At 65.5% G+C, this 15,298-nt stretch carries 16 protein-coding genes; 9 read left to right on the top strand and 7 right to left on the bottom strand.

Going from position 1 to position 15,298, the window contains the following annotated elements; genetic code table 11:
• Positions 1 to 636: 636 nt before the first annotated feature.
• Complete coding sequence (locus AKL29_RS16685; protein WP_028333934.1) at positions 637 to 1,407, bottom strand: gamma-glutamyl-gamma-aminobutyrate hydrolase family protein; 771 nt, start codon at positions 1,405 to 1,407, stop codon at positions 637 to 639.
• Positions 1,408 to 1,686: 279 nt separating this feature from the next.
• On the opposite strand from AKL29_RS16685, the gene AKL29_RS16690 reads away from it, so the two are divergent.
• Positions 1,687 to 2,823 (top strand): AI-2E family transporter, encoded by a 1,137-nt coding sequence (locus AKL29_RS16690; RefSeq protein ID WP_050384904.1) that lies wholly within the window; start codon positions 1,687 to 1,689, stop codon positions 2,821 to 2,823.
• Positions 2,824 to 2,890: 67 nt separating this feature from the next.
• Here the strand turns inward: AKL29_RS16690 and AKL29_RS16695 are convergent, their stop codons facing one another.
• The 5 genes from AKL29_RS16695 to AKL29_RS16715 form a co-directional block, all read right to left on the bottom strand.
• Entirely contained in the window at positions 2,891 to 3,127 is a 237-nt protein-coding gene (locus AKL29_RS16695) for a hypothetical protein (protein ID WP_050384905.1), read from the bottom strand.
• Between the two features lie 44 nt (positions 3,128 to 3,171).
• Entirely contained in the window at positions 3,172 to 4,389 is a 1,218-nt protein-coding gene (locus AKL29_RS16700; protein ID WP_050384906.1) for a GGDEF domain-containing protein, read from the bottom strand.
• A gap of 249 nt (positions 4,390 to 4,638) precedes the next feature.
• Positions 4,639 to 5,115, bottom strand: a complete 477-nt coding sequence (rpsI, locus tag AKL29_RS16705; protein ID WP_028333930.1) for a 30S ribosomal protein S9 — start codon at positions 5,113 to 5,115, stop codon at positions 4,639 to 4,641.
• A complete protein-coding gene (gene rplM / locus AKL29_RS16710) occupies positions 5,115 to 5,579 on the bottom strand; it encodes a 50S ribosomal protein L13 (RefSeq protein ID WP_016840522.1) in 465 nt (154 codons plus the stop codon). Before rplM ends, rpsI begins: the two co-directional genes overlap by 1 nt.
• A 153-nt stretch (positions 5,580 to 5,732) precedes the next feature.
• The gene (locus AKL29_RS16715) at positions 5,733 to 6,161 is read right to left on the bottom strand and encodes a PaaI family thioesterase (RefSeq protein ID WP_028340177.1); all 429 of its coding nucleotides are present in this window, start codon (positions 6,159 to 6,161) and stop codon (positions 5,733 to 5,735) included.
• 70 nt (positions 6,162 to 6,231) lie between these two features.
• On the opposite strand from AKL29_RS16715, the gene AKL29_RS16720 reads away from it, so the two are divergent.
• The 8 genes from AKL29_RS16720 (at position 6,232) to nadC (ending at position 14,148) form a co-directional block, all read left to right on the top strand.
• On the top strand, positions 6,232 to 7,059 hold the full coding sequence (locus AKL29_RS16720; protein WP_050384907.1) for an enoyl-CoA hydratase: 828 nt from the start codon (positions 6,232 to 6,234) through the stop codon (positions 7,057 to 7,059).
• A 106-nt stretch (positions 7,060 to 7,165) separates the two neighbouring features.
• A complete protein-coding gene (locus AKL29_RS16725; RefSeq protein ID WP_028333927.1) occupies positions 7,166 to 7,750 on the top strand; it encodes a CoA-binding protein in 585 nt (194 codons plus the stop codon).
• Positions 7,751 to 7,898: 148 nt separating this feature from the next.
• Positions 7,899 to 9,179, top strand: a complete 1,281-nt coding sequence (locus AKL29_RS16730; protein ID WP_050384908.1) for an O-acetylhomoserine aminocarboxypropyltransferase — start codon at positions 7,899 to 7,901, stop codon at positions 9,177 to 9,179.
• Between the two features lie 157 nt (positions 9,180 to 9,336).
• Positions 9,337 to 9,741: a hypothetical protein gene (locus AKL29_RS16735; RefSeq protein ID WP_050384909.1), complete on the top strand. Its 405-nt coding sequence runs from the start codon at positions 9,337 to 9,339 to the stop codon at positions 9,739 to 9,741.
• Positions 9,742 to 9,755: 14 nt separating this feature from the next.
• Positions 9,756 to 10,712: an NUDIX hydrolase gene (locus AKL29_RS16740; RefSeq protein WP_028333924.1), complete on the top strand. Its 957-nt coding sequence runs from the start codon at positions 9,756 to 9,758 to the stop codon at positions 10,710 to 10,712.
• Positions 10,713 to 10,766: 54 nt separating this feature from the next.
• Positions 10,767 to 11,753 (top strand): quinolinate synthase NadA, encoded by a 987-nt coding sequence (gene nadA, locus AKL29_RS16745; RefSeq protein ID WP_050384910.1) that lies wholly within the window; start codon positions 10,767 to 10,769, stop codon positions 11,751 to 11,753.
• Positions 11,750 to 13,300 carry an L-aspartate oxidase gene (locus AKL29_RS16750; protein WP_028333922.1) on the top strand — a complete coding sequence of 517 codons (1,551 nt, stop codon included), beginning with the start codon at positions 11,750 to 11,752 and terminating at the stop codon, positions 13,298 to 13,300. Before nadA ends, AKL29_RS16750 begins: the two co-directional genes overlap by 4 nt.
• Complete coding sequence (gene nadC, locus AKL29_RS16755; RefSeq protein WP_050384911.1) at positions 13,297 to 14,148, top strand: carboxylating nicotinate-nucleotide diphosphorylase; 852 nt, start codon at positions 13,297 to 13,299, stop codon at positions 14,146 to 14,148. Before AKL29_RS16750 ends, nadC begins: the two co-directional genes overlap by 4 nt.
• Positions 14,149 to 14,152: 4 nt before the next feature.
• Here the strand turns inward: nadC and AKL29_RS16760 are convergent, their stop codons facing one another.
• The gene (locus AKL29_RS16760) at positions 14,153 to 15,238 is read right to left on the bottom strand and encodes a COX15/CtaA family protein (protein ID WP_028333920.1); all 1,086 of its coding nucleotides are present in this window, start codon (positions 15,236 to 15,238) and stop codon (positions 14,153 to 14,155) included.
• Positions 15,239 to 15,298: the final 60 nt, after the last annotated feature.

The raw sequence follows: 15,298 nt of genomic DNA on the forward strand, positions 1-15,298 counted from the left end.
CCGCACGCCACCAGCAAACCGCAACCGCCGGCATGGCCATGGTCAGTGCGCTAATGCCGCGACGTGCTGCTTCCTGCGCGCCATCGACGCAGCAACGGCCGATGCCTGCACTTAGCGATCAATGAAGCAACACGAAGAGGCCGCTGGCGCTGGTCAGCGGCCTCTTGAACCTGATCTCAAATGAACGTCTTGGTGGTAAAATCTTTGCCTCAGGTCCGCCATTATTAAACGGGGAATTCGCCACACAGTGAAGTCCCAACAGGTGCGATGCTCAACGGAACTCTTGTGACGTTGCGGGGACAACACACTTTGCGTTCGTGACGCCTGAGTGGACGATCTGCTCGCCTGCCGCTCGGCTCCCATGGATTGCCTAAAGGAAGCCCTGCGTCCTTCATGGCTTCCCGAACCGAGGTGCGACAAACCGACCCGACGGACAGACGACGCCACACATTCGGTGTCGTCCCTACGAAAGCAGGGACCCATAACCACCGATGGTCATTGTTGAGCAGTGCCGCAACGACGAGTCCCCTCCACAATAATTGCCGCAGAGCATGGGTCCCTGCTTTCGCAGGGACGACAGCGCGTTTTTCGGAGACGTCGTGATTAACGCGCAGGGACGGTGGCTGTGAAACCGTCCTACGCCGCCCGCCGCCGTTCGCGCAGCGCGTCGCCGAAGGCTTCGAACAGGGCGCGGTTGATCGGATTGCGCTGCGGATCGTATTCGGCGTGCCATTGCACACCCAGCGCAAAACCCGGCGCATCGGCGATGCGGATCGCCTCGATGGTGCCGTCCTCGGCGATGCCCTCGATCACGACGCGCTTGCCGGGCTTGAGGATGCCCTGGCCGTGCAGCGAATTGACCCGAATGGTCTCACGACCAAGTATCTTCGCGAACGCGCCGCCCGGCGTCAGCGCGACGTCGTGACGGTCGGCGAACACAACGGTCGGGTCAGGATGGATCTCGCCGTTCTCCAGCCGCGGCATTCGGTGGTTCATGCGGCCGGGAATCTCGCGGATCTCCGGATGCAGCGAGCCGCCGAAAGCAACGTTCATCTCCTGCAGGCCGCGGCAGATGCCGAAGATCGGCACGCCGCGCGCGACACAGGCCTCCGACAGCGCCAGTGCAACGTCGTCGCGGTGGATGTCGTAGGGCTCGTGGGCGGCACACGGTTCGGTGTTGAAGCGGGTCGGATGAACGTTGGCGCGGGCTCCGGTCAGCACGACGCCGTCGACCACGTCGAGCAGGGCGCCGACCTCGGTGATTTCGGGGCTGCCCGCGAACATCAGCGGCACCGCGCCCGACACCTCGGCAACCGCGCGAAGGTTGCGCTCCCCGACCATCTGGACTGTGAAACGATTTTCGATGCGATGGGCGTTTCCGATCACGCCGACCACGGGCCGTCTCATTATTGAAGTCTCGCGCAATGATTCTTCTAAGTTTGCGACGTTGCGGAGACGATCATGCCTTCGAGTTCCCGCCGGATCAACTGTCTATATCTGCACAGGGGGGCTTGCAGTCCTGCACAGATTCGCGCCCCTCGGGACCCAAAGCCGGCCGGATGGCCACCAACCGCGCCGGGCGCCGCGGCGCGTCAGCGGGAAACCGGCACGGCCCCCGCCAGCTTGATCCCGGCGGGGTTTTCGCCAAAGACTGCTCGAAACACCGTCGCGAAGGGGGAATCACCCGTGACAGACTCGGCTGACCATCGCCTGCAGGCCCGTAACGACTTGGCATGGGCGATCGCCGTCGGCGGCATCGGCGTGGTGCTGTTCGCTGCCCTGCTGACCTTCGCCTGGCATTTCGCCGCGACCCTGTTCCTGCTGTTCGCAGGCATGCTGCTCGGGGTCGCCCTCAATGCCATGACCACCCTGCTCGGCCGGCTGACCAAGCTGCCCCACGCGTTGCGGCTTGCGATCGTCTGCCTGGCGATGGCCGGGCTGCTGTCCGGCATCGTGTTCCTCGGCGGCACCACGATCGCGCAGCAGGCCACGGTGCTGAGCAACACGATCAAATCGCAGCTCGGCAGCGTCAAGGACTTCCTCGAACAGCACGGGGTCGATACCAGCTATCTCGATTTCACCAATGCCGCGGGCGAGGCGAAGGGCGAAGGCACCGCCGTGACGACAACGACGACGACACCCGCGCCGTCCCAGTCCCATGGCATCCCCGGCGCCGGTGCGCTGGCCTCAAGCGGCGGCGCCATCATCAGCCAGACGCTGAAGGTGCTGCTCGGCACCGTCAGCGTCGTCGGCAACTTCTTCATCGTGCTGTTCCTCGGGCTCGCCTTCGCGGCCCAGCCCAGCATCTATCGCGCCGGGCTGTTGTTCATCGCGCCGGCGAAGTACCGCGCGCAGGCGACCGTCATCGTCGACCGCATCGGCGAGACGCTGGAGCGCTGGCTGATCGCGCAGATCATCACAATGACGGCGGTGTTCCTCGTCACCTGGATCGGGCTTGCCATCATCGGCATTCCGAGTTCGTTCATCCTCGGCATCCAGGCCGGTCTGCTCGCCTTCATTCCGACCGTCGGCGCGATCCTCGGCGGGCTGATCGTGGTGCTGGCGAGCCTTGCGACCGGATGGATCGCGGCGCTCTCGGCCTTCATCCTGTTCCTCGGCGTCCACGCGCTGGAAAGCTACGTGCTGACGCCGATCATCCAGCGCCAGGCGCTCGACATCCCGCCGGCGACGCTGTTCGCGTTCCAGATCCTGCTCGGCGTCGTGTTCGGCATCTGGGGGTTGGCGCTGGCGCTGCCGCTGATGGCTATCGCCAAGGTGATGATCGACCACTTCAAGACGGAGGATCCGGCCCGGGCCGCTTAGAGCGTTTTCAAGCGAAGTGGGCACCGGTTCGCGTGAAGAAGACCCGTCAAAACAAAAATCAAGCACGTCAGGAGAGCAGCAGCACCGTTCCCGCGACCATCAGCATCACGCCGGCCAGCATCACCATCGGCCAGCGACTCTTCGGCGGCTGGTATCGCCCCCGCGCGCGCCGTTCGGCAATCAGCGCGGTCTCGTATTCGTGGGAGTCCGAGAACAGGCAGGCGAAACCGCTGCGCGCCGAAACCGCGTCGGCTTCGAGCGACATCAGGGCTGACTGCGGATTGCGGGTGCGGATCGACTCCATGCCCGAAAGCATGGGATCGAATGGTTAACCACTCGTTACCGCACTCATGCCCGGACGCTCGCCGGCTTTTGCCGCGCCGAAGCCGGCAGGCCCGCGGTCTTGCGCCGCCAGTTCTCCAGCGAGAGCGGCAATTCCTCCGCCGCCTCGACGCGGTTGCGGCCGCCGCGCTTGGCCTGGTAGAGCGCGGTGTCTGCCGAGGCCAACAGCACCTCGAGCTCGGTGCCGGCGGGGCCGCCGGCGACGCCGATGCTGACCGTGGTGTCGACCGCGCCTTCCTCGCAGGTGATGTTGCTGTTCTCGAAGGCTTCGCGCACGCGCTCGGCGACCAGCACCCCCTCCTCCAGCGAGCACGGCAGCAGCGCCGCGAATTCCTCGCCGCCGATCCGCCCCGACAGATCGCTGATCCTGAGACTGTTGACCACGACGGCGGAGAACAGCTTCAGGATCTCGTCACCCGCGGGATGGCCGAAGCGGTCGTTGATCGACTTGAAGTGATCGATGTCGAAGATCATCACGGTGACCGGCCGGCCAGCAACGGACTCGCGCTCGATCACCCGGGCGCAGGCCTCGGTGAAGCCGCGACGGTTGAGCATGCCGCTCAGGGGGTCGATCGACGCAGCCGTCTTGTGCACGGCGACCGCGCGGTCCGACACCATCATGAAGATCACGAACACCGTACCGATCGCGTACAGCACGAGTTCGATCGAAAACAGCGTGACCCAAAAGCTGGAGACGAAATTCTGGCCATTCAATCGCAGCAGATCGCCGACCAGGATCGGCAGCATCAGGACACAACCGTGCGCGACCGGGATGACGATCGCAAGCCAGCGCCGCTGCATCGCGCGGCGGCGCTCGCTCCACAGTTCGGAGGCGGTCAGCGCTGCGTAGATCGCGACGATCCCGGCGCCGATCGTCAGGCGCATCGCGGGATCCTCAACCGTCGTCACCGCCCCGATCCATGCGATTGGGCCGAGCACGAGGCCCAGCAGGTTGGCCTTACGGCCGTGGAAAATGCGCGCGGCATTCCAGACCAGGCCGCAAGCGGCGAAGCCGATCGCATTGAGGCCCAGCAGAACCATCGGATCAAGCGTCGGACTGCCGACTGTCCAGACCGCGACCGAGGCCGCGCCGAGCAGATAGGCGGTGCCCCACCATTTCAGCGCGGAAATGTTCTCCTGCCTGCCGAACAACCACAGCATGGCGCCGAGCATGCCCGCGACCATGGTGGCGAACAAATAAAGTGTCGATGGATCGAACGACATGAACTCACCCCAGCCCGGTGTGATGCAACGTTCGCAGGCGCAAATAAATACGGTGATGCAGCGCCACTGCGAGCCCGCAAGCTAGAAGGTGCGAGTTCCAATTTCGTTTGCACGCACACGCAAGTTTTCATGAAAAACTGCGCTAATTCGCGCCGAAGCACGGCCGGTCGGACGCAGCAAAAAGGGCGCCTCGCGGCGCCCTCTGCAACTCGATGCCCGCGGCAATTGCCGCGAATTTTAGAACTCGAATTAGCGCTTCGAGAACTGGAAGGACTTGCGGGCCTTCGCCTTGCCGTACTTCTTGCGCTCGACCGAGCGGCTGTCGCGGGTCAGGAAGCCGCCCTTCTTGAGGACGCCGCGCAGCTCGGGCTCGAAGTTGGTCAGCGCCTTCGAGATGCCGTGTCGGACAGCACCGGCCTGGCCGGAGAGACCGCCGCCGGCGACGGTGCAGATCACGTCGTACTGGCCGTTACGGGCGGCAGCGACCAGCGGCTGCTGGATCATCATGCGCAGCACCGGGCGGGCAAAGTAGACTTCGAACTCGCGGGTGTTGACCGAGATCTTGCCGGAGCCCGGCTTGACCCAGACGCGGGCGACCGCGTCCTTGCGCTTGCCGGTGGCGTAGGCGCGGTTGTACTTGTCGACCTTCTTGACGTATTTCGGCGCGTCGGGCGCGGCCGGCTTGACCTGCGAGAGCTGGTCGAGGGACTGCAACGTATCGGACATTATGCGGCCCTCGTGTTCTTGCGATTCAGGGAAGCGATATCGACCTTCTCGGGGCTCTGCGCTTCATGCGGATGATCGGCACCCGGATAGACGCGCAGATTGCCCATCTGCATGCGGCCGAGCGGACCGCGCGGGATCATGCGCTCGATCGCCTTCTCGACGACGCGCTCGGGAAAGCGACCCTCGAGGATCTGCTTTGCGGTGCGCTCCTTGATGCCACCGATGAAGCCGGTGTGCTTGTAGTAGGTCTTCTGGTCGCGCTTGCGACCGGTCAGCACCACATGCGCGGCGTTGACGATGATGACGTTGTCGCCGCAATCGACATGCGGGGTGTAGGTGGGCAGGTGTTTGCCGCGCAGGCGCATCGCGACGAGCGTGGCGAGACGACCGACGACCAGACCCTTGGCGTCGATCACGACCCACTTCTTCGTCACTTCGGCGGGCTTGGCCGAGAACGTGCTCATGTGTGAAATCCGTGAAAAAGAAATCGGCGCCGTATGCGCCGAACTGGGCAGCTTTCTAGAGAAGCCGCGATCGCGCGTCAACGCCCACGCGCTCAGATTACATCAGAGAAAACAATAACTTGCAAATATGGTGCAATAATACCGTAGAAAAGCCTATTGATTTGGAATGGAATAGGTCGCCGTGACATGAGCTATGGGATCGGGAGACGAGCCGGACAGCAGGTTGACCTCGCCGACCGCGAGCCGCTTGCCGAGCTTGAGCAGCCTCGCCACCGCGAGCACGTCCTGCCCCGGCTGGCCCTTGCGCAGGAAGTTGATGTTGAGGTTGGTGGTCACGGCAAGGCCGACCGGTCCGATCGCCGACAGCAGCACCACGTACATCGCGAAATCTGCCAGGCCCATCAGGGTCGGCCCGGACACCGTACCGCCCGGCCGCAGCATGCGCTCGCTAAAGCGCTGGCGCAGCAGGGCGGTCTCGCCGTCGGCGCTTTCGATCCGGACATCGTCGTGGACGAACGCCTGCGGAAATTCCCTCCGCAGGAACTCTTCCACGTCAGCCACGCTCATTTTCGCAGTCGCCATGCCGTCCATGCCCTCGCTTCAGCCTGCCTGTTACATTAAGTTGTCACAGAGACCAAAGTGGAATTTGAGCATGTCCGCCCAAGCCGCCCGCGCCGAAGCGCCGCAACACCAGCCGATCCTGCTGCGTGAGACCATCGGCAGTATCGCGCTACTGACGCTCAATCGGCCCGGAGCGCGCAACAGCCTCTCCGAGGGCCTGATCGGCGAGCTGCACGCCGCACTGAACGAGATCAGTGACGACAAGCGCATCCGTGCCGTCGTGCTCGCCGCTAACGGCCCGGCGTTCTGCGCCGGCCACGACCTCAAGGAGCTTACCGGGCGCCGTAGCGATGCCGACCGCGGCCGCGCCTATTTCGCGCAAATCATGAACGCCTGCAGCGCGATGATGCAGGCCATCGTGCGCCTGCCGAAGCCGGTGGTGGCATCCGTCCAGGGCATCGCCACCGCGGCCGGCTGCCAGCTCGTCGCAAGCTGCGACCTCGCGGTCGCCTCCGAAGCGGCGGCGTTCGCGACGCCGGGCGTCGACATCGGGCTGTTCTGCTCGACGCCGATGGTGGCGCTGTCGCGCAACGTGCCGCGCAAGCAGGCGATGGAGATGCTGCTGACCGGAGAGCCGGTCTCGGCGGCAACGGCGCAGGGCATCGGCCTCGTCAACCGCGTGGTATCCGCGGGCACCGAACGCGACGCCGCGATCGCGCTGGCCGAGAAGGTCGCGCTGAAATCGGCCTACACCGTCAAGCTCGGCAAGGAAGCGTTCTATCGCCAGGCCGAGATGAACCTCGCCGACGCCTATCGCTTCGCCGCCGAGGTGATGACCGAGAACATGATGGCGCGCGACGCCGAGGAAGGCATCGGTGCCTTTATCGAGAAGCGCGATCCGAACTGGCAGGACAAGTGACGACCTGAGGTCGTCATTCCGGGATGGTGCGTTAGCACCAGACCCGGAATTTCGAGATTCCGGGTTCTCGCTGCGCGAGCCCCGGAATGACAAACCCGGAAGAAAAATGAATCACGACGCCTACGACGACAATTACATCCGCAGCATCCTGAACAACGTCAAGACGATCGCGATGGTCGGCGCCTCGCCGGTCAATGTGCGGCCGAGCTATTTCGCATTCAAATATCTGGCGCAGCGCGGCTACGACATGATCCCGGTCAACCCCGGCCATGTCGGCAAGACGCTGATGGGCAAGGCATTCGTCGCCTCGCTTGCGGACATCGATCGCCCGATCGACATGATCGACATCTTCCGCAATTCGAGCCACATCATGCCCGTCGTCGAGGAGGCGCTGAAATTGTCACCGCTGCCGAAGGTGATCTGGATGCAGCTTGGCGCGCGCGACGATGCCGCCGCCGAGAAGGCGGAAGCCGCGGGCCTCAAGGTGGTGATGAACCGCTGCCCGAAGATCGAGTATGGCCGGCTGTCGTCGGAGATATCGTGGATGGGCGTCAACTCGCGCACGCTGAGTTCCAAGCGCGCGCCGATCCCGACGCAGGGCATGCGGCTGTCGCTCAATCGCACGAGCTTCGGCGGCGGTCAGACTGCGGCATCCGACCGCGCGGCAAAGAACAAAACCGAGACGACCTGACATCGCGGCGGAATAATCGCTGCGATCATCCGGTATAGCGCGGGATGCCCCTCCAGAAACTGGCGATGTGCCCAACTCGCTTGACGGCGGGCGCCGCCGCCATCAGCATGCCGCGCGTTTCGACCAGGCCACAACAGGATACTAAAGAATGACCGATCGCCTTCCGGGATTTTCCACCCTCGCCGTGCACGCCGGCGCGCAGCCTGATCCCACCACCGGCGCGCGGGCGACGCCGATCTACCAGACCACGTCATTCGTCTTCAACGACGCCGACCATGCGGCCTCGCTGTTCGGCCTGCAGGCATTCGGCAACATCTATACCCGCATCGGCAACCCGACCAATGCCGTGCTCGAGGAACGTGTCGCAGCCCTCGAAGGCGGCACCGCGGCGCTCGCCGTCGCTTCCGGTCACGCGGCGCAGGTCGTCGTGCTGCAGCAGCTGTTGAAGCCCGGCGATGAGATCATCGCGGCACGCAAGCTCTATGGTGGCTCGATCAACCAGTTCACGCACGCGTTCAAGGCGTTTGGCTGGAATGTGGCCTGGGCCGATCCCGATGAGATCGAAAGCTTCGAGCGCGCGGTTACGCCGCACACCAAGGCGATCTTCATCGAGTCGATCGCCAACCCGGCCGGCAGCATCACCGATATCGAAGCGATCGCGGCCGTTGCGCGCAAGGCCGGCGTGCCGCTGATCGTCGACAACACGCTGGCCTCGCCCTATCTGATCAAGCCGATCGATCACGGCGCCGACATCGTCGTGCACTCCCTGACCAAGTTTCTCGGCGGTCACGGCAACTCGCTCGGCGGCATCATCGTCGATGCCGGCACCTTCGACTGGTCGAAGGACAACAAATATCCGATGCTGAGCGAGCCGCGGCCGGAATATCACGGCATCCGGATCCAGGAGACCTTCGGCAACTTCGCCTTCGCAATCGCCTGCCGCGTGCTCGGCTTGCGCGACCTCGGCCCCGCGCTGTCGCCGTTCAACGCCTTCATGATCCTGACCGGCATCGAGACGCTGCCACTGCGCATGCAGAAGCACTGCGACAACGCCAAGGCGGTGGCGGAATTCCTCTCCACCCACCCCGCCGTGTCGGCGGTGAACTATGCCGGCCTGCCCGGCGACAGGTACAACGCCTTGCAGCGCAAATACGCGCCGAAAGGCGCCGGCGCGGTGTTCACCTTCAGCCTGAAGGGCGGCTATGACGCGGGCGTCAATCTGGTGTCGAACCTGCAGCTGTTCTCGCATCTCGCCAATGTCGGCGACACCCGCTCGCTGGTGATCCATCCGGCCTCCACCACCCACAGCCAGCTCGACGACGCCGCCAAGGTGAAGTCGGGCGCGGCGCCCGAGGTGGTCCGGCTTTCGATCGGCATCGAGGACAAGGAAGACCTGATCGCCGACCTCGACCAGGCCCTGCGCGCCTGATCCCGCAATTGTTCCGGAGCGGTGCGCCGCATCGCTCCGGAAGCTTGCCCAAAGCGACGGACCTCCCGTTAACGCTTAATACCGACGGGCCTCTCGTTAACGTTCAATCCGGCTTAAAGTGTCAGTGATAGGCTCCGGTTGATTCGGGAGACCATTGATGCTGCGCTGGACATTGCCGCTCGCGATCGCGTTGTTTGCGATCCCGCCTGCTGACGCCGCCGACGGCCCGGCCGTCGCCAAGAGCTCGACCGTCAAGGCCGCGCGCCAGCTGCCGGCGGGCCTGCCGCGCCGGCATTACGCCTACCGCACCACCATTACATCGCCGACCTATGTGCGGCGCGGACGCCAGCTCGTGGTCGTCGAGCCCGTGGTGATCCCGCTCAATTCCGAGCCGTATATCCCGTTCGTGCCCGGCGAACCGCTGCTGCCGGGGTCGTCGTCGCTGCCCGGCTATTACGGCAACTGGCACTCCTACAACTATTTCGGCCCGTACTACGGCGGTGCCTACGTGACCTATTGGGATCGCCTGCCCTACGCCTGCGGCGTCTACGGCTACTGCTAGCGCGGAACGATCGCGTGGCCAGATCGCCGCAGAAATCCAGCGCACCGGCTTCGGGGAACGCGGTGACCGCCGATCTCGTCGCGGTGCTGGTCGCCGTCACCGAGGGCACGCCGAAGATCATGACCATCGCCGGCGGCTCCGCGCTGCCGAGCGGCCCGTTCGAGTTCACCCATCGCTCGCTGCAGACCGCGCTGCGGGCCTGGGTCGAAGCGCAGACCGGCCACCCGCTCGGCTATGTCGAGCAGCTCTACACCTTTGCCGACCGCGGCCGCTCCGGTGATGCCAAGGGGCCGCACAGCGTCTCGATCAGCTATCTCGGCCTGACCCGCGAGGATCGTGTCGGCGAAGGCTTTGAGGCGCACTGGTCCGGCTGGTACGACTACTTCCCTTGGGAGGATCATCGCGCCGGCGCGCCGGCCTTCCTGGCCAAGACGATCGCGCCGAAGCTGAAAACTTGGGCGAAGGCCGCGCCGTCACCGACGCTGCAGCGCGAGCGCTGGCAGCGCTGCGCCATCACCTTTGGCCTCGACGATCGCGACTGGAACGAGGAGCTGGTACTGCAGCGCTATGAGCTGCTCTACGAGGCCGCGCTGATCCCGGAAGCCGGACGCGGGCATGGCCACGAGGCGCCGGTCGTGCCGGGCAAGCCGATGACGGCGGATCATCGCCGCATTCTCGCGACCGGGATCGCGCGGCTGCGCGCCAAGATCAAATACCGTCCGGTGGTATTCGAGCTGATGCCGGCCGAGTTCACCCTGCTGCAACTGCAACGCAGTGTTGAGGCGCTCGCAGGCCGGCTGGTCCACAAACAGAACTTCCGCCGGCTGATCGAGCAGCAGGAACTCGTTGAAGAGACTGGCGCAATGGCCGCCGATACCGTCGGCCGGCCGGCCAAGCTATTCCGCTTCCGCCATGCCGTGCTGGCCGAGCGGGCTGTCGCCGGCACCAAGCTCCCGCTTTCGCGCACTTGACACGCCTTATGCTCAGGATAAGTATAAGCCATCTTATGCTCACGGAGAGTATAAATGGTTGCACTCGATACCGATCTGCTCACCCGCACCGCGCCGCTCTATGAGCGCGTCAAGCGCGTCATCCCGCCGTTCGAATGGGCGACTTTCGCCGAGGACGTCGATGCGATCCTTGCGCTGAAACGCCGCCGCAATGCGGTGGTGCTGGCGCACAACTATCAGACGCCGGAGATCTTCCATGGCGTCGCCGATATCGTCGGCGACAGCCTGTTGCTCGCGCGTGAGGCGACCAAGGTCGATGCCGATGTCATCGTGCTCGCCGGCGTGCATTTCATGGCCGAAACGGCAAAGCTGCTTAATCCGGCCAAGACCGTGCTGATCCCCGACCTCAAAGCCGGCTGCTCGCTGGCGGATTCCATCACGGCGCAGGACGTGCGGCTGATGCGCGCGCGCTATCCGGATGCGCCCGTGGTCGCCTACGTCAACACCTCGACCGCGGTGAAGGCGGAGTCCGACATCTGCTGCACGTCGGGCAATGCGCTAAGGGTCGTTGAATCGCTCGGCGCCGAGCGCGTCATCATGCTCCCTGATGAATATCTGGCGCAGAACATCGCCAGGCAAACCAGCAAGAAGATCATCGCCTGGAAGGGCCACTGCGAGGTGCACGAGCTGTTCACCGCCGATGACGTGCGGCAGCTGCGCGAGAATTACCCCGATGTCACCGTCCTGGCGCATCCGGAATGCCCGCCCGAGGTGGTCGCCGAGGCGGACTTTGCGGGGTCGACGGCGGCGATGCAGTCGTTCGTCGAGACCAAGCGTCCGCCGCGCGTCGTGCTGCTGACGGAATGCTCGATGAGCGACAACATCGCGGCCAGAAATCCCGATGTCGACTTCGTCCGCCCCTGCAATCTCTGTCCGCACATGAAGCGGATCACGCTGAAGAACATCCGTCACGCGCTGGAGACCAACCAGCACGAGGTCACCATCGACCCCGCGATCGCCGATCGCGCGCGCAAGAGTGTCGAAAGGATGCTGGCGATATGAGCATTGATATCTCCGATCTCAACGGCCGCCCGGTGATCATCGGCGGCGGTGCCGCCGGGCTGATGACCGCGCTTCAGCTAGCCCCCGAGCCGGTCGTGCTGCTGTCGAAATCGCCGCTCGGCGCGGAAGCTTCCAGCATGTGGGCTCAGGGCGGCCTTGCCGCACCGGTCGGCGCCGATGACAGCCCTGCCCTGCATCTCGCCGATACGCTCGCGGCCGGCGCCGGCCTTTGCGACGCGGCCGCCGCGAGCCGGATCGTCCACGCCGCGCCCGCAGCCGTCGAGCAGCTGGCGAGGCTCGGCGTCGCCTTCGACCGGCACGCCGACGGCAGCTGGCGCCTCGGGCTCGAGGCCGCACACCGCCGCAACCGCATCGTCCACGCCACTGGCGACGGCACCGGCCGGGAGATCATGCGCGCGCTGATCGCGGCGGTCCGCCAGACGCCGTCGATCACACTGCTGGAAGGCGTCGAGGCGCGCCGGCTGATCATCGAGGACAATGCGGTCAGGGGTGTGCTTGCAGCGAGCGACCGTGGCGCGCTGACGATCGCAACCAACCGCGTGGTGATCGCAACCGGCGGCATCGGCGGGTTGTTCGCCGACAGCACCAATCCCGGCGGATGTTTCGGCCAGGGGCTCGCGCTTGCCGCACATGCCGGCGCAAAACTGTCGGACATCGAGTTCGTCCAGTTTCATCCGACTGCGTTCGACGGGCCGTCGCGCCCGATGCCGCTGCTGACCGAGGCGATCCGCGGCGATGGCGCGGTCTTGATCGACGAGACCGGCCGGCGTTTTATGGCCAATCAGCCCGGCGCCGAGCTTGCGCCACGCGATATCGTCGCGCGCGCCGTGTGGCGCCATCGCGCCGCGGGACATCGCACCTTCCTCGACGCGCGCGAACATCCGGGCGCGGAGTTTACCCAGCGCTATCCCGTGATCAGCGCGTTCTGCAAGATGGCCGGCATCGATCCCGCGCATGATCCGATCCCGATCCGGCCGGCGGTTCACTACCACATGGGCGGCATCACGGTTGACGGTTTTGGCCGCAGCACGGTGCAGGGCCTGTGGGCCTGCGGCGAGGCCGCGCGCACCGGGTTGCACGGCGCCAACCGGCTCGCCAGCAACTCGCTGATGGAAGCGATCGTCTGCGCGCGCTGGGTCGCCGAGAGTATCGAAAGCGTGAGTGCGGGCCCGCGCGCCATGCTGCGCGACGATGCGATGCCACAGGCTTCCGATCCTTCTGCCGTGCGACCGATCCTCACCCAAGGCCTCGGTGTGCTGCGCGACCGCGACGGGATCGCCCGCGCGATCCGCAGCCTCTATCCACTCGCATGCGGTCACAGTGCGGCGTCCGATGCAGCATTGGTCGGATTGATGGTCGCGGTTGCCGCCATCCGGCGTGAGGAAAGCCGCGGCGGCCATTTCCGCAGCGATTTCCCGCACACTGCTGCGTCGGCCGTTCCGTCGTCCCTTACCCGCGCCGATGCACTCGCCGCCGCGCGCGACATCGTCGAATCCACGCCATTTGCCAGGAGTGCCCTGTCATGACCCTCAATCCCCTGTTGCCGCTGATCTATGAGCCGATCGTGCAGACTGCGCTGCGCGAGGATCTCGGCCGCGCCGGCGATATCACCGCGGACGCGATCGTGCCGGCCGGCCAGCAGGCGCGGCTGGTGATGCGCGCGCGGCAGCCCGGCGTGATCGCCGGGCTCGACGTCGCGCGGTCAGCCTTCCAGACGGTATCGCCGGCCATCACGCTGCGCGCCGAACGGCCCGATGGCAGCGCGGTCGAACCCGACCAGGTCATCGCGATCATCGACGGCCCGGCCCGCAGCCTGCTCACCGCCGAGCGGACCGCGCTCAACTTCCTCTGCCATCTGAGCGGTGTCGCCACTGCAACCGCCACGCTGGTCAAGGCCGTGGCGGACACCCGCGCGCAGATCGTCTGCACCCGCAAGACCACGCCGGGACTGCGGGCGCTGGAGAAATATGCGGTGCGCGCCGGCGGCGGCGGCAATCACCGCTTCGGCCTCGACGATGCCGTGCTGATCAAGGACAACCACATCGCGCTCGCCGGCGGCATCCGCACCGCGATCGAGCGCGCCAAGGCCAATGCCGGCCATCTCGTCAAGATCGAGGTCGAGGTCGACACGCTGTCGCAGCTCGAGGAGGCGCTGACGCTCGGCGTCGACGCGGTGCTGCTCGACAACATGACGACCGAGCAGCTCAGCCAGGCGGTGGACATGGCGCGCGGCAAAGCGATCACCGAAGCCTCCGGCCGCATCACGGCGGCGACGGCCGCGGCGATTGCCGCCACCGGCGTCGATTTGATCTCGGTCGGCTGGGTGACCCACAGCTCGGCCGCGCTCGATATCGGGCTCGACTATCTGTCCTGATCGATCAACCGGGCTGGCCGACCGCAACGAGGGTCGGCTGGTCCCGCTCGGTCCGGCGCGCGGCGAAGCGCTCGGCCTGCAGCACCGCGAGCGTCAGCACGACGATGGCGACGGCCTGGTGCGTCAGCGCCAGATCGATCGGCACCTGATGCAGCAGCGTCAGGATGCCGAGCGTCGCCTGCAGCGTGATCGCCGCCACCAGCCACCAGGCCCCCGCGATGACAGCGCCGCCGGCGCGCGCGCGCATGGCATCGATCGCATGTGCGATCGCCAGCGCGAACAGCAGATAGGCGGTCATGCGATGCTCGAACTGCACCGTCAGCGTGTTGTCGAACAGATTGCGCCACCACGGTGTCTCGAACCAAAGCCGGTCAGCCGACGGAATGAAGCCGCCGTCGATGTCGGGCCAGGTATTATAAACCCTGCCCGCGCGCAGCCCCGCGACCAGCGCGCCGAAATAGAGCTGCACGAAGGTCAGCACGAGCAGCACCGCGCTCGTGAGCTTCAGCCTGAGCGGCGCGATCACGGCCGGACGGTCGGTCAGGCGCCGCAGCGTCCAGACGATCGCCGCGAAGATCAGCAGCGCCAGCACCAGATGCGTCGCCAGCCGATACTGCGATACTTCGATGCGTTCCGAGAGGCCGGACGCGACCATCCACCAGCCGACGCCGCCCTGCAGCGCGCCGAGGCCGAAAATTACCCACAGCCGCCTGCCGAGCTCGCCGCTCACCGCGCCGCGCCACAAGAAATACAGGAACGGCAGCAGATAGGCCGCGCCGATCACGCGGCCAAGCAGCCGGTGACTCCACTCCCACCAGAAGATCGTCTTGAATTGCTCGAGCGTCATCCCGGCGTTGAGTTCGCGATATTGCGGGATCCTCTTGTAGCCCTCGAAAGCCTGGGTCCACTGCGCCTCGGTCAGCGGCGGCAGCGTGCCGGTCACCGGCTTCCATTCGACAATCGACAGGCCGGACTCCGTGAGCCGGGTGGCGCCGCCGACCAAGACCATCAGGGCGATGAGGGCGGCCACCGCGACCAGCCAGACCCTGACGGCGCGGAGCTGCGATGTCTTTGCGGAAATACCGGCCATTTCGCCCTGACTTGATTGGATTTTCGGGCCCCTTATAGTCCGCCGCGCCCGCGGCGCAAG

Source organism: Bradyrhizobium pachyrhizi (assembly GCF_001189245.1).
In the GTDB taxonomy this organism is placed as follows: Bacteria; Pseudomonadota; Alphaproteobacteria; order Rhizobiales; family Xanthobacteraceae; genus Bradyrhizobium; species Bradyrhizobium pachyrhizi.

Excerpts from the sequence above, each read along its gene's own strand:
- AKL29_RS16685 (WP_028333934.1), bottom strand. The coding sequence starts at position 1,407 with ATGAGACGGCCCGTGGTCGGCGTGATCGGAAACGCCCATCGCATCGAA.
- AKL29_RS16695 (WP_050384905.1), bottom strand. The coding sequence starts at position 3,127 with ATGGAGTCGATCCGCACCCGCAATCCGCAGTCAGCCCTGATGTCGCTC.
- AKL29_RS16700 (WP_050384906.1), bottom strand. The coding sequence starts at position 4,389 with ATGTCGTTCGATCCATCGACACTTTATTTGTTCGCCACCATGGTCGCG.
- rpsI (WP_028333930.1), bottom strand. The coding sequence starts at position 5,115 with ATGTCCGATACGTTGCAGTCCCTCGACCAGCTCTCGCAGGTCAAGCCG.
- rplM (WP_016840522.1), bottom strand. The coding sequence starts at position 5,579 with ATGAGCACGTTCTCGGCCAAGCCCGCCGAAGTGACGAAGAAGTGGGTC.
- AKL29_RS16715 (WP_028340177.1), bottom strand. The coding sequence starts at position 6,161 with ATGGCGACTGCGAAAATGAGCGTGGCTGACGTGGAAGAGTTCCTGCGG.
- AKL29_RS16720 (WP_050384907.1), top strand. The coding sequence starts at position 6,232 with ATGTCCGCCCAAGCCGCCCGCGCCGAAGCGCCGCAACACCAGCCGATC.
- AKL29_RS16725 (WP_028333927.1), top strand. The coding sequence starts at position 7,166 with ATGAATCACGACGCCTACGACGACAATTACATCCGCAGCATCCTGAAC.
- AKL29_RS16730 (WP_050384908.1), top strand. The coding sequence starts at position 7,899 with ATGACCGATCGCCTTCCGGGATTTTCCACCCTCGCCGTGCACGCCGGC.
- AKL29_RS16735 (WP_050384909.1), top strand. The coding sequence starts at position 9,337 with ATGCTGCGCTGGACATTGCCGCTCGCGATCGCGTTGTTTGCGATCCCG.
- nadA (WP_050384910.1), top strand. The coding sequence starts at position 10,767 with ATGGTTGCACTCGATACCGATCTGCTCACCCGCACCGCGCCGCTCTAT.
- AKL29_RS16750 (WP_028333922.1), top strand. The coding sequence starts at position 11,750 with ATGAGCATTGATATCTCCGATCTCAACGGCCGCCCGGTGATCATCGGC.
- nadC (WP_050384911.1), top strand. The coding sequence starts at position 13,297 with ATGACCCTCAATCCCCTGTTGCCGCTGATCTATGAGCCGATCGTGCAG.
- AKL29_RS16760 (WP_028333920.1), bottom strand. The coding sequence starts at position 15,238 with ATGGCCGGTATTTCCGCAAAGACATCGCAGCTCCGCGCCGTCAGGGTC.